Source organism: Serinicoccus chungangensis, assembly GCF_006337125.1.
GTDB lineage: Bacteria > Actinomycetota > Actinomycetes > Actinomycetales > Dermatophilaceae > Ornithinicoccus > Ornithinicoccus chungangensis.
In genome coordinates this window covers 2,223,503-2,237,075 of record NZ_CP040887.1, presented here as the reverse complement: position 1 = coordinate 2,237,075, position 13,573 = coordinate 2,223,503, and the positions used below count along the sequence as shown (strand labels likewise).

Here is a 13,573-nt window from a genome sequence, read left to right as displayed (position 1 = left end):
TCCTGGGGCAGCGGGCAGGCGGTCGTGCGGCGCGGGGCAGCCTCAGGAGATCGACATGGCGCCGAGCCTAGGCGCTCCCCTCCGCCCGGCGCGACCGGATAGTCGACGTCCGCAGGCCGTTCAGCTCCGCGCGCAGCCCGTCCAGGGCGGTGCGGGTGTCCGCGTCGTCGTCGTGGGGGCCACGGAGCCAGTCGCTGTAGGAGCCGACCTCGCTCAGCTGCCACTCCAGCCGGAAGAGCTCCAGCAACGCCGGGTCGTGGGGGATCGCGGAGGCATAGCCCGCGAGCACGTCGCGCTCGGGGGGTGCGAGACGCAGGGTCTCCCAGTCCAGCAGCAGCAGGCGACCGTCGTCCGATCGCCACAGGTTGTGCACTCCGGGCTCGCCGTGGGTCGGCACGTAGGTCTGCGGGTCGAGACGCTGGACGAGCCGGAGGTAGTCCGCGAGGCCCCGTCGGACGTCGGCCGCTCCTTCCCGGACGGCGTCTCGCGCCGCCTCGCCGAGCGGACCGTCTGTCCACGCGCTGCGTGTCCACTCCGCGAGGTGGTCCACCAGGTCTGGTCCGACCGAGGGCTCCCAGGTGAGGATCCCCTCCGGCGGCCGGCTCGCATGGAGGTCGGCCAGGGCCCGGACCGCCTCCGGCCCGAGCGATCCTGGTCGGTGGCCGGGCACCCACGACGTCAGGCTGAGGCTGCCGTCACCGGTGGGGATGGTGAACCTGCCGGTCGACGTCCGCACGCACGGATGGACGAACGGGAGGGCCTCGCCCAAGGAGGCCGCGGCGGTATACGTCGCCTCCAGGGTCGCCGCCGAGTGCCACCACGGAGGGTCGAGGCTGACGAAGTAGCCCGGCTGGGGGTGTCCATCCCGGCCGGGGACGTCGGCGCGCCAGTGCCAGGCCCCGAACCCGACGGCCAGGTGCTCCACACCGACCACGCGGCTGTCCCACAGGGAGCGGACCCGTCTGAGGACCTGGTCCGACGTGACGCTGCGGGGTGGCTCGTGCACCACCCCAGGCTAGGGGGGCCGACGTCAGCGGCGGAGCCGCAACCCCTGCGGCGCGGTGTGGAAGCCGGCGTCGGTCAGGGCGGCGGCGAGCGGGTGCGAGGAGGAGAGGGCGCCCCCGCCGTCGATCGTGGCGATGGTCAGGCCGCTGACCGACCCGCGGCGGACGGCGCGGACGAGGGCGCGGGCCGAAGCGGGCCAGACCACGTCGGGGGCGGCCTCGGGAGGCAGCTCCATGGTGAGCGCCCGACGGCCGCCGCGTTCGAGGTAGAGCGCCAGGGCGCCGTCCACCAGGACGACCATCGAGCCGGCCTTGCGCGCCGGGCGGTGCGAGCCCTCGTCGTCGCCACGCTCGGGCCAGGGCACGCTGGCCCCGAACGGGCTCGCGGGGTCGGTCGCCGCGAGCAGGACGACCTCGGGGCCCTGGTCCGACCCGTCGGCCGAGGACCCGGGCCGGCGCTCGTGGCTGAGGGCGCGGAGCCGGTCGATGGCCCCGCTGCTGCCGAACTGCGCCGCGCCGAGGCCCTCCACGACATACCCGCGGCGGACCCGCCCGGCCTCCTCGGCCCCGGACAGCACGCGGTAGACCCCGGCGAACCCGCCGGGCACGCCCTCGGCCACCACCGAGCCGCGGGTCAGCACGCCGTAGCGGTCCAGCAGCTGCTCGGCGCCCGCCAGCGCGCGCACGGTCGGGTCCGTCTCGACGGGGGGCAGGAGGGACCACCGGCCGACGGTGGCGGGGGGCCCGGACCGCGTCGGACGACCCGGGCGGGAGGCGCCGCCACCACGCGAGGCCGCCAGGCCCACGGAGGTGCGTGACCAGCGGCCCGTCCGGGACGGGGCGCGACGGGCCTTGTGGGCGGTGCGGCCGCCGGAGAGCAGGGCCCGGACCGGGGCGTAGGTGTCGGCGCTGACCCGTCCCGCCCAGACCAGCTCCCAGAGCGTGCCCGCCAGCTGCTGGTCGTCCAAGGAGCCCACGGCGTCGCTCAGCGCGCGGAAGAAGTAGGCGCCCCCGGCCACCCGCTCCAGCACCTCCAGGACGCCCCGCGCCACCTCGCCGAGACCCTCCGCCCCGGCGGGGTCCTGCTCCCCGTCGGGCACGTCCTCGGGAGGGGGCGTCATGGTGAGGTGGGCGGTGTCGGCCAGGTGCAGCGAGACCCACCCGTCGTCCCCGGGCAGCGAACCGTGCCCCTGCCACAGCACCTCGCCCGAGCTCATCAGCTCGTCGAGCATCGCGGGGGAGTAGTCGACGACCCGGGCGGGCAGCACGAGCGACTCCAGCGCCGACGCGGGGATGCGGGCCCCGGCCAGCTGCTCGACCGCGCGCACCGTGCCGTCCAGCCCGCGCAGCTCCCCGACCGACTGCCACCGGGGGAGGAACCGGGCGTAGGTCGCCTGGTCGACCGGCTCCACCTCCTGCCGCAGGGCGGCCAACGAGCGGCGGCGCAGCAGCCGCAGGACCTCGGCGTCGCAGACGTCCTCCTCCCCGGTGCCGGACGGGGCCAGGGCGCCCATCACCATCCGGCCCGACGACACCTGCCGCCGCACCGCGTCCCGCACCACCGCGGTGCCGAGCCCCAGGCGGGAGGCCAGCGAGTCGACCGTGAACGGGGTATGGGTGCGCGCGTGCCGGACGACCAGGTCGCCGAGCGGGTCCTCCACACCCTCCAGGAAGGTCGCCGGCACCCCGACCGGCATCGCCACCCCCAGCGCGTCGCGGAGCCGGGCGGCGTCCTGGGCGTCGGCCACCCGTTGCTCCCCGGCGATGCGCACCTCGATGACCCGCCGGGCGTCGAGCAGTGAGGCCAGCCAGTCCTCGACCTGGGCCCGGCCCTCTTCGGTGGTGCGCTCGCCGACCTCCTGCCGGCTGAGCGGCCCGAGCACCCGCAGGAGGTCGATGACCTCCTCGGGGTCGCGCGCCTGGCGGTCCGGCGCCAGGCGCTGCAGCTCGGCCTGGGTGCGGGCCACCACCTCGGGGTCCAGGAGGTCGCGCAGCGCCGCACCCTCACCGCGGCCCAGCAGCTCGGCCAGCAGGCCGGCGTCGAGCGAGAGGGCCGCCGCGCGCCGCTCCGCCAGGGGCGAGTCCCCCTCGTAGAGGAACTGCGCGATGTAGCCCATGAGCAGCGAGGACGCGAAGGGGGAGGGGCGCTGGCTCGCGACCGAGACCAGCCGGACCTCGCGGGCGGCCAGCCGCCGCATCAGCTCCCGCAGGGCGTCCACGTCGTAGACGTCCTGGACGCACTCGCGCACCGCCTCCAGCACGATGGGGAAGGTGGGGTAGCGCGCGGCCACCTCGAGCAGCTGCGCGGAGCGCTGCCGCTGCTGCCACAGGGGCTGCCGCTTGCCGGGGTTGCGGCGGGGCAGGAGCAGAGCCCGCGCGGCGCACTCGCGGAAGCGGGCGGCGAACAGCGCCGAGCCACCGATCTCCTGGGTCACGAGGTCGGCGACCTCGTCCGGGTCGAGGGTGAGCAGCTCGGCGATCTCGGCGTCCAGCCGGGCCGCCTCCGACCCCTCCGTGCCGCCCGCGTCGTCCCACCCGCCGAGGTCGGGCAGGCGCAGGACGATGCCGTCGTCGGCGGCCAGCGCCTGCACGTCGGCGCCGAAGCGCTCGCGCATCCGCGCGGCCAGGCACAGCGCCCAGGGGGCGTGCACCGGGCTGCCCCAGGGGGAGTGCACGACGACGCGCCAGTCGCCGATCTCGTCCCGGAAGCGCTCGACGACGATGGTCCGGTCGTCGGGCAGGTGGCCCACCGCCTCGCGCTGGTCGCCGAGGTAGGTGAGGAGGTTGTCGGCGGCGAAGCCGTCGAGACCCTGCTCGGCCAGCTCACCCAGCGCGGCCTCCCGGGGCTGCCCGGCCACGTGGCGCACGAACGCGCCGACCGCCGCTCCGAGCTCGGCCGGGCGCCCGAGGGACTCGCCCTTCCAGAAGGGCAGCCGGCCGATCTGCCCCGGCGCCGGGGTCACGAGCACCTGGTCGTGGGTGATGTCCTCGATGCGCCAGCTGGTCGTGCCCAGGGTGAACACGTCACCGACGCGGGACTCGTAGACCATCTCCTCGTCCAGCTCGCCGACCCGGCGACCGGGGCCCTCGCCGGTGGCGAGCATCACGGCATACATGCCGCGGTCCGGGATGGTGCCCCCGGAGGTGACCGCGAGCAGCTGCGCCCCCCGCCGTGCGCTGAGCGTGTCCGTCACCCGGTCCCACACGATGCGCGGGCGCAGGTCGGAGAAGTCCTCGCCGGGGTAGCGCCCGGCCAGCATGTCGAGGACGGCGTCGAAGAGCGAGCGGGGGAGCGCGGCGTAGGAGGCGCTGCGCCGCACCAGCTCGAAGAGCTCCGTGACCGACCAGTCCTCCATCGCGAGCACGGCGACGACCTGCTGGGCCAGGACGTCGAGCGGGTTGGTGGGCACGGCCAGCTGCTCGATCGCGCCGCGCCGCATCCGGTCGACGACGACGGCGGTCTGCACCAGGTCGGCCCGGTGGGTGGGGAAGAAGACGCCGTGGCTGGTGGCGCCGACCTGGTGCCCGGCGCGCCCGACCCGCTGCAGCCCGGAGGCGACGCTGGGCGGGCTCGCGACCTGCACGACGAGGTCGACGGCGCCCATGTCGATGCCGAGCTCGAGGCTGCTGGTGGCGACGACGGCGGGCAGCTGCCCCGTCTTGAGGGCGTCCTCGATCTGGGCGCGCTGCTCCTTGCTGACCGACCCGTGGTGGGCCCGGGCGAGCACAGGCGCGGCGCCGCCGCCCGCGCCGGACTGCGCCATGACCTGCGCCGGGGTCCGGGAGGTATGCCGTCCGCCGCCTCCCGCGCCGTCGATACGGGTCCCGTGGTCGTCGTCGTGGTCCTCGGCGGACGGCGGGTGGCGGTCCTCCCACTCCTCGTTGAGGCGCGAGGTGAAGCGCTCGGCCACCCGACGGGAGTTGGTGAAGACGAGCGTCGAGGTCTGCCCCGAGACGAGGTCGGCGACCCGGCGCTCGATGTGCGGCCAGATGGAGGCGCGCTCCTCGGGGTCCACCGCCGGTGCCCAGGCGTCCTCGGCCCCCGGTCCCGTGCCGTCGAGGTCCGGCAGGACCGGGCCCGTGCCCAGGGGCGCCGCGCCGTCGTCGTCCAGGTCCGGCAGGACCGGGCCCTCGCCCACCTGGTCCTGGGCGTCCTGCTCCTGGTCGGGCTGCTCCTCGTCCTGCTGCTCCCAGTCCGCGCTCCCCGGCGGCGTGCTGGCGCTGCGGCCGGCGGCCGGCGCACCGGGGGCGTCCGGCCGGTCGGCGGCTCCCGGGTCGGCCATGTCGGGGATGGGCACGACCACCTCGAGGTCCCAGCTCTTGGTGGACGGGGGCTGCACGGTCGTCACCGGCCGGCCGCCGGCCAGGTAGCGCGCCACCTCCTCGACGGGCCGCACGGTGGCGGAGAGCCCGATCCGCTGGGCCGGCCGCTCCAGCAGGTGGTCGAGGCGGTCCAGGGTGAGGGCGAGGTGGGTCCCGCGCTTCGTCCCGGCTACGGCGTGGACCTCGTCGACGATGACCGACTCGACCCCGGTGAGGGCGCTGCGGGCCTGCGAGGTGAGCAGCAGGAAGAGGGACTCCGGGGTGGTGATGAGGATCTCCGCGCCGTCCTTGGCGAAGGCCCGTCGTTCGGCGGCCGGCGTGTCGCCGGAGCGGACCGCCACCGACACGTCGGGCGCGGCGCTCCCGAGCCGGCGCGCCGCGTGGCCGATCCCGACGAGAGGCGAGCGCAGGTTGCGCTCCACGTCGACGGCGAGCGCCTTCAACGGGGAGACGTAGAGCACCCGGCACCGCCCCCGCGGCTCGGGGGACGGGGAGGCCGACGTCGTCGACGACCCCCGGGCGGCCGCCGGGCGGCGGGGCGTCGACGTGGCCGCGGCGGGCCGGGGCTCGCTGACGATCCGGTCGATGGCCCACAGGAAGGCCGACAGGGTCTTGCCGGAGCCGGTCGGGGCCACGACCAGCGTGTGCTCCCGGCGGCTGATGGCGTCCCAGGCCCCCAGCTGGGCGGCGGTGGGCCCGGCGAAGGACGCCTCGAACCAGGCCCGGGTCGGCCCCGAGAACCGGCCCAGCACCGTCGCCGGGTCCGGGGCCTGGGGGCTGCTCTCCCGCTGCTGGCTGCCGGTCACGCGGTCACTGTGCCACGCACCACCGACAGACGCTGCGAGGGCTCAGTCCATCGTGCTGGTGATGGGGGTGTCGTCACCCCGCTGCGGCACCAGCCGGCGCCGCGGGGCCGTGACGAGCCGGTTGCCGTACGCCCCCGTCACGGGCGGCATCTCGGGGCGCTCCATCTCCTTGCGCACGTGGTGGTCGGTGCGGTGCTCCGGGCGCCACAGCTTCAGCGCGACGAGCAGCTTCTGCCACCAGGCCAGGTTCTGCTGGGTGCTCACGAGGTCCTCCAGGTCGCCGGGAACGGATGCGTCGACCCTCATCCTCTCATCCCCGCGCGAGCCGTCCCCGACCTCTCCGGCAACGGGGCGGCACGGCATACCTCGCCCCGGCCCGCCGGGGGCGTTGACGTGCGCGGAAAACGGGTGGAGGTCTGTCGGGAGGCCGCTCTAGGCTGGCTCTCGCCATGCGCGACTTCCCCCCCACCGTGACCGCCTGGACCCCCGCCTCGACGCCGGGTCACCGGGCCGCCGTCGGCGTGCCCGACACCCGGGGCCCGGTGCGCTTCCTGTGGTGGCTCCTGCGCCAGCAGCCTGACCTCGTCCTGGTCGGCTGCCTGTGCAGCCTGCTCTGGATGCTGCCGACGGCGCTGACGCCGTGGGTCTTCGGCCAGGCCATCGACGAGGGCATCCTCGGCGGCGACAGCTCGCGCACCGCGCTGTGGTGCGGCGTGCTGCTGCTCGTCACGGTGGTCGGGGCCAGCAGCGGCGTCTTCTACCACACCGTGGTCGTGCGCTCCTGGCTCTACGCCGCCTACGGCCAGACCCGGCTCGTCACCCACCAGGCCACCCGGCTCGGGCACGTCCTGCCGCGCCGGGCGCCGACCGGCGAGGTCCTGAGCGTCAACGGCAGCGACGGCGACCAGTTCGGCCACTTCATCGAGATCTTCTCCCGCCTGGTCGGCAATGTCGTGGCCTACGTGCTCGTCGCGTTCATCGTGCTGCAGATGTCGGTCCCCCTCGGCCTCGTCGTCCTGCTCGTCGCGCCCGTCCTCGTGCTCATCTCCTCGGTGCTGCTCCGGCCGCTGGCCGCGGCGCAGACCCGCGAGCGCAGCCGCGACTCCGAGCTGACGTCGATGGCGACCGACATCGTCGCCGGGCTGCGCATCCTGCGCGGGATCGGGGGCGAGCGGATCTTCGGCGACAACTACGCCCGGCAGAGCCAGCGGGTGCGCCACGCCGGCGTGCAGGCGGGCGCGTGGGGCGCCTTCGTCGAGGGGGTGGGCGTGCTGCTCTCCGGGCTGTTCGTCGTCGCCCTCATGGTGCTGGGCGTCCAGCGGGTGCGCGAGGGCGACATCGAGATCGGTGAGCTCGTCGCGTTCCTCGGGTATGCCCTCTTCCTCGTCCAGCCCATCCGCGTCGTCTTCGAGGCGGCCCAGCAGATCACCCGCTCGGTGGTCTCGGCCCGCAAGACCATCGGCGTCTTCGGCACCACCGACCCGTGGCCGCGGCGGGCGCCCCTGGAGGCCGACCAGGTGTCGTCGCTCGCGGTCGGCGAGCTGGTCGACGACACGTCTGGGCTGCGGGTGCGTCCCGGTCTGCTGACGATGGTCGTCAGCGCGTTGCCGGACGAGAGCGCCCGCCTCGCGGACCGGCTGGGGCGCTACCTCCCCGCCGGGGACACCGTGCCTGCCGGGGACGACGAGGCGACCGGGCGGGTCGCCCGCCGGGCCGCGCGCAGCGCTCGCGGGGCCCGGACCGAGCTCGAGGAGCGCGACACCCGGCGCGCCGACGGGCCGTGGGCGTCACGCTGGGCGGCACCGACCTCGCCGACCTGCCGCTGGACCAGGTGCGCTCGCTGGTGCTGGTCAGCGACACGCCGCCCACGTCTTCGCGGGCACGCTGCAGGACGCGGTCGACCCGCCACCGCCGGCTGCGCCGCGAGCAGGCCGAGGCCGCGCTGCACGCGGCCGCGCCGAGGACGTCTACGGACATCCTGCCCGGCGGCTGGCAGGGCGTGCTCGACGAGCGCGGGCGCGGGCTGTCCGGCGGTCAGCGCCAGCGCCTCGTGCTCACCCGCGCGCTCGCCTCGGACGCGCCGGTGCTCGTCCTGGTCGAGCCGACCTCGGCGGTGGACGCGCACACCGAGGCGCGGATCGCCGAGCGGCTGCCCTGGCACCGACGTGGCCGGACGACCGTCGTCATCACGGCCTCGCCGCTGCTGCTGCACCACGCCGACGAGGTGGCCTTCCTCGAGGACGGGCGGGTGGTCGCCACCGGCACCCACGACGACCTCGTGGCCGGGCACGCGGCATACCGTTCGACCGTGCTGCGTGGTGACGCCGCGGACCGCGAGAGCGTCCTCGAAGACCCCGGCGGCCTCACGGCCGCCGCCGGCACGACCGACAGCTCCACCACCGACAGCTCCACCACCGGCACCAGGGAGGTGACCTCATGACCAGCCTGCTCGACCCCGACCTGCGCGAGCGCTCCGCGCGCACCTGGCGCGACGCCGACGACGATCCGCCTGCCCCCGTCGTGCCGGACCTCCTGCGGCCCCCCGCACCGGGGTCGGTCGGGCTGCGCGAGCGGCACCGGCTGCTGTGGGAGCGGCACGCCCTGCGCCGGGAGCGGGCGCGCGCCCACCTCATGACGGCGCTCGACCCGGACCGCGGCATGCCCGTCGCCACCTCCGGCACGGTCGTCGCCTACCTGCGCGGCCTGCTGCGGGAGCGGTCGCGGCTCGTCGTGCTCGTCACGCTCGCCAACGGGCTGGCGGCCGCGGCCGGGCTGGCCGTGCCCCTCCTGCTGGGCCGGCTGGTGGACGCCGTCGACCTCGCCGGGGGTGACCCCGCCCGTGAGGTCGTGCGCGACCTCGTGCTGCTCGTGGTCGTCGTCCTCGTGGCGCAGGCGGTCCTCACCTACGCCGCCAAGGGGCTGGCGGCCGTCCTGGGACAGGGCGTGCTGGCCCAGGCCCGGGAGCACGTCATCCGCGCGGTGCTGAGGCTTCCGCTGGGCAAGGTCGAGTCGGCCAGCACCGGCGACCTCGTCACCCGGGTGACCCGCGACGTCGGCTCCATGAGCGGGGCCGTGCGCTGGGCGCTGCCCGAGTTCATCATCGGCGTGGTGACGGTGCTGCTCACCGTGGTCTTCATGGTCCTCAACTCGTGGGCGCTGGCCCTGCCCACGCTGGTCACTGCGTCGCTGTCCCTGTGGCAGGTCCGCCGCTACCTGCAGCAGGCGCCCGCCGGCTACCTCCTCGAGGGCGCGACCTACAGCGACATCAACAGCACGCTCACCGAGACGGTGGAGGGCGTCCGGACGGTCGAGGCCTACCGCATGCAGGAGGGCCGCCGGGCCCTCGGCGTCGACGACATCGAGGTGTCCTCGCAGGCCGAGCGCTACGGCCTCGTCCTGCGCAACGTGCTCTTCGCCGTCATGGACATGGCCTTCTCGCTGCCCCGCGTCATCACCCTCGTCGTCGGTGCCTGGCTCTACTCCACCGACGCCGTGACGATCGGCCAGCTCACCACGGCCATGCTCTACATCGAGACCTTCTACGGCCCCTTCGACCGGCTGGTCGGCACCATCGACCGGCTCCAGGTGGGGGTCGCCTCGACGACCCGTCTGCTCGGCATCGCCGAGGTGCCCCCGGACCGGACGCCGGGGGAGGGCCGTCCCGACGGCAGCACGCTCGTCGGGCGCGACCTGCGCTACGCCTACCGCCCGGGCCACGACGTGCTGCACGGCATCGACCTCACCCTGGAGCCGGGGGAGCGGTTGGCCATCGTGGGGCCCTCGGGGTCGGGCAAGTCGACGCTCGGTCGGCTGATCTCCGGCATCCACGCCCCGACCGGCGGCACCGTCACCGTGGGCGGCGTGGAGGTCACCGAGCTGCCGCTGGAGCTGCTGCGGACGGAGGTCGCGCTCGTCACCCAGGAGCACCACGTGTTCCGCGGGTCGGTGCGCGACAACGTCGAGCTCGCGCGCGACGGCGCCGGCGAGGACGGGGTGTGGCGCGCGCTCACCACCGTGGACGCGCGCGGCTGGGTGGAGGCCCTGCCCGGGGGTCTCGACACCGTGCTCGGGTCGGGGCACCACGAGGTGACACCGGCGCAGGCGCAGCAGATCGCGCTGGCCCGGCTCATCCTCGCCGACCCGCACACGCTGGTGCTCGACGAGGCCACCAGCCTCATCGACCCGCGGACGGCCCGCCACCTGGAGGGCTCCATGAACGCCCTGCTCACCGGGCGGACGGTCGTCGCGATCGCGCACCGGCTGCACACGGCGCACGACGCGGACCGCATCGCGGTCGTTCAGGACGGTCGGGTGGTCGAGCTCGGCAGCCACGACGCGCTCATGGCGGCCGACGGCGAGTACGCCGCGCTCTGGCGGGCCTGGACCAGCTGAGCCGCCCCGGTCGTGGGGCCGGTGGCCGGCCCGTCGGGTCAGGACGGCCGCGACGCGGTCGGTCGGACCCGGGCTGCGGTGCGGTCAGTCGGACCCGTGCTCGGGCGCGGGGCGCGGGTCCGGCTCGTGGTCCTCGCGGGGCCGCGGCGGCGCCTGGTCGACACCGAGGTGCTGGTGCTGCGGCTGCTCCTCGTGGGTGCCCGCGTGCCGCTCCTCCACGGTCGCCAGCTTGCCGAGGGTGCGCGGGCGCAGCCGCTCGTCCGCCTGGCGCCGGAGCCGGCGCGGGTTGAGGCCGTGCTGGGCGTTGTAGCCCTTGACGATCGCGGAGCGCAGCTCGTCGGCGGTGGCCGCGGGGTCGTCGGCGTCGTGGACGATCGTGTCGACCAGGCCCTGGGCCTTGAGGTCCAGCGCGGAGGCCTTCATCGTCTCCAGCGTCATGCCGACCTGCTCGACCGAGGGGTTGGCCACGCTGTAGAGGATCGAGGCGGTGGAGCGCGGCTCGGAGACGAAGCCCAGGGCGCTGTCGAGCATGATCGTCTCCCGGCCGAAGGGCGTCGTCGCCAGACCACCGCCGGAGCCCATGGCCCCCGAGATGACCGAGATCGTGGGGTAGGGGTGGGAGGCGGCGCGCTTGATGCTCTGCGCGATGGCGCGCGACTGACCCCGGCGCTCGGCCGCCATGGACGGCATGGCGCCCAGGGTGTCGGTGAAGAAGACGATCGGCAGGTCCCACCGCTCGGCCGCGGTCATCATGCGCACGGCGTACTCGAAGTCCTCCGGGCTCGGGTTGGCCGGTCGCTTGCCGACGTACCCCCCGGAGATGGTGTAGGACGGCTGGTCGCCGATGACCATGAACGACTGCCCGCCGAGGGTGGCGAGCGCGGCGATGATGCTGGGGTAGGCCTTCTGGTCCTCGAACCGCACGTGGTTGTAGAAGGGCACGGCGGAGTCGAAGACGTGCCGCAGGAAGTACTCGGTGTCGAGCCGGCCGGCGCCCGCGGCGATCTCGTTGTAGCGCGCCATGAGCGACTCGCGGGTCGAGGCGCTGTCGCGGTCGCGACGCTCGCGGGGGATGTCGACGGACTGCTGGACCTCCTGGCGGTCCCACAGCGCGGCGGAGAAGCCCTCCGGCCCGGCCGTCACCGTGCGCGACCCGCGGGCCTCGCCCGGCCGGTCGCGGTCGGCGACCTTCAGCCGGTGCGTGTGCCGCCCGGAGGTGAGGACCTGCCCGACGAAGGCGATGAGCTCCTCCACGTCCTTGACGAGGACGTCGACGTTGCGGTCCAGGTAGTTGGCCTCCGCGCTCTGCAGGCCCCGCGGCACCTCGCGGCCCTCGAAGGTCTCGATGACCCGGCGGCCGGCGAAGCCGTAGTCGGTCCCCTCCAGCGCCACGATGAGGTCCGCGACCGGCACGGCACTGGCCGACATGCCGCCCCACACCTGGCCGGCCAGCACCGAGATGTAGGGCCGGTTGGTCGTGTGCTGGAACTTGTTCGCGGCGGCCGCCATGCGCTGCATCTGCACCAGCCCGAGGACGTTCTCGTGCTGCCGGACCCCGGAGGAGGCGCCCATGCTGATGAGCGGCAGGCCCTCACGCTCGGCGAGCTCGGCGGCCTGCACGAACTTCTCCCCGGCCACCTCGCCCAGGGAGCCGGCGAAGAAGGACCAGTCCACGACATACACCACGGCGCGCTCGCCACCGAAGTGGCCGATGCCGAAGCGGGCGGACTCGTTGGTGCCGGAACGGGCCTCGGCGTTGCGCAGCTTGTCGGTGTAGCGCTCGATGGTGTCGCCCACCCGGCGCTGCAGGCCGATGAGGTCGTCGACGACGCGCAGGTGACCGTAGCGCTCCTGGAGGTTCACGGCTTCGACGAAGGTCGTGGCCGCCTGGGTGGGGTTGAGACCGGGCCGGGACTCGTAGAGGCTCGCCACCGTACGGGGGACGACCGGGCGGCGGTCCAGCAGGTCCGGGGTGACTCCACCCTCGCCGTAGACGTCGTCGACATCGACGTCGGAGTCCGCCGGGTCGGGGATGTCGCGGGGATCGGCCATGGGGTGGAACGCTAGCAGCAGGGCACCTGCCGACCTGACAGGACGGACCTCGGATAATGGCCGCGTGCTGTCGGTGCTGGAGGGGTTCTCGCTCATCGCTGTGGTCGTCGCCGTCGGGTGGGTGCTGGCGCAGACCGGCATCTTCGGACGCGACGAGCAGCGGATGCTGGCCCGGCTCACCTTCTGGGTCGGGTCGCCCGCCCTGCTCTTCCTCATCGTCGCGCGGGCCGACGTCCGCGTCATCTTCTCGGGCTTCCTCGTCGCCACGGTCGTCGCGACGGCGGCCTGCGTGCTCGTCTACCTCGTGGTCGCGCGACGGCTGCTGGGCCGGCGGTGGGCCGACGCCGTCATGGGTGGCATGGCGTCGAGCTACGTCAACGCCAACAACCTCGGTCTGCCGATCGCCATCTACGTGCTCGGTGATGCGTCGTGGGCGGCCCCGGTGCTGTTCATGCAGCTGCTGTTCCTGCAGCCGGGATGGCTGGCCGCCCTGGACGCCACGCGGGTCGGTCACGTGTCCTGGGGACGGGTGCTGCGCTCGCCGCTGACCAACCCTCTGACTATCGGGACCGTGCTGGGGCTGCTGGTCAACCTCTCCGGGTGGGACCCGCCCGACCTGCTGCTGGCGCCGGTGGAGCTCGTCGGCGCCATCGCCGTGCCCTGCATGCTCCTGGCGTTCGGGATCTCGCTGCGGCTCTCCCCGCTGCCCGGCCGGGAGGGCGGGCTCGCGGAGCCGGTGGCCGTCGTGCTCGTCAAGCTGGTCCTCATGCCGGTGGTGGCCGGGCTGGTGGCGGGACCGCTGCTGGGGCTGCGGGACGCGGAGGTGCTCGCGGCGGTCGTCATGGCGGCGCTGCCCACCGCGCAGAACGTCCACGTCCTCTCGATCGCCTACGGCCGGGGGGAGCGGATCGCGCGGGACGGCGTCTTCCTCACCACGGTCCTCTCGCTGCCGGTCATGCTCGTGGTCACGGCACTCCTCGGGTGACCTAGCCTGGG

7 protein-coding genes and 1 pseudogene are annotated in these 13,573 nt (G+C 74.7%); 4 read left to right on the top strand and 4 right to left on the bottom strand.

The window, feature by feature from the left end; genetic code table 11:
- Positions 1 to 67 precede the first annotated feature (67 nt).
- Genes FHD63_RS10180 through FHD63_RS10170 form a run of 3 tightly spaced genes read right to left on the bottom strand, consistent with a single transcriptional unit; the run spans position 68 to position 6,439 of the window.
- Entirely contained in the window at positions 68 to 1,006 is a 939-nt protein-coding gene (locus FHD63_RS10180; protein WP_158296752.1) for a phosphotransferase, read from the bottom strand.
- 24 nt (positions 1,007 to 1,030) lie between these two features.
- A complete protein-coding gene (locus tag FHD63_RS10175; protein WP_139721962.1) occupies positions 1,031 to 6,133 on the bottom strand; it encodes an Lhr family ATP-dependent helicase in 5,103 nt (1,700 codons plus the stop codon).
- Positions 6,134 to 6,175: 42 nt separating this feature from the next.
- Positions 6,176 to 6,439, bottom strand: coding sequence for a hypothetical protein (locus FHD63_RS10170; protein WP_139721961.1), 264 nt, complete (start codon positions 6,437 to 6,439; stop codon positions 6,176 to 6,178).
- A 143-nt stretch (positions 6,440 to 6,582) separates the two neighbouring features.
- On the opposite strand from FHD63_RS10170, the pseudogene FHD63_RS17045 reads away from it, so the two are divergent.
- The 3 genes and pseudogenes from FHD63_RS17045 to FHD63_RS10160 all read left to right on the top strand — a co-directional run.
- Positions 6,583 to 7,467: pseudogene (locus FHD63_RS17045) on the top strand (ABC transporter transmembrane domain-containing protein); the annotation flags it as partial.
- 149 nt (positions 7,468 to 7,616) lie between these two features.
- Positions 7,617 to 8,573: an ATP-binding cassette domain-containing protein gene (locus FHD63_RS17040; RefSeq protein ID WP_420853132.1), complete on the top strand. Its 957-nt coding sequence runs from the start codon at positions 7,617 to 7,619 to the stop codon at positions 8,571 to 8,573.
- A complete protein-coding gene (locus FHD63_RS10160) occupies positions 8,570 to 10,525 on the top strand; it encodes an ABC transporter ATP-binding protein (protein WP_139721960.1) in 1,956 nt (651 codons plus the stop codon). Before FHD63_RS17040 ends, FHD63_RS10160 begins: the two co-directional genes overlap by 4 nt.
- Before the next feature lie 84 nt (positions 10,526 to 10,609).
- On the opposite strand, the gene FHD63_RS10155 is transcribed toward FHD63_RS10160, so the two are convergent.
- Positions 10,610 to 12,577: a carboxyl transferase domain-containing protein gene (locus tag FHD63_RS10155; RefSeq protein WP_158296751.1), complete on the bottom strand. Its 1,968-nt coding sequence runs from the start codon at positions 12,575 to 12,577 to the stop codon at positions 10,610 to 10,612.
- A 64-nt stretch (positions 12,578 to 12,641) separates the two neighbouring features.
- Here FHD63_RS10155 and FHD63_RS10150 point away from each other — a divergent pair, with 64 nt between their 5' ends.
- The gene (locus FHD63_RS10150; RefSeq protein ID WP_158296750.1) at positions 12,642 to 13,562 is read left to right on the top strand and encodes an AEC family transporter; all 921 of its coding nucleotides are present in this window, start codon (positions 12,642 to 12,644) and stop codon (positions 13,560 to 13,562) included.
- The last annotated feature ends 11 nt before the right edge of the window (positions 13,563 to 13,573 follow it).

What these genes read in the sequence shown, in the direction of transcription:
- FHD63_RS10170 (WP_139721961.1), bottom strand. Translation starts at nt 6,439, where the DNA reads ATGAGGGTCGACGCATCCGTTCCCGGCGACCTGGAGGACCTCGTGAGC.
- FHD63_RS10160 (WP_139721960.1), top strand. Translation starts at nt 8,570, where the DNA reads ATGACCAGCCTGCTCGACCCCGACCTGCGCGAGCGCTCCGCGCGCACC.
- FHD63_RS10155 (WP_158296751.1), bottom strand. Translation starts at nt 12,577, where the DNA reads ATGGCCGATCCCCGCGACATCCCCGACCCGGCGGACTCCGACGTCGAT.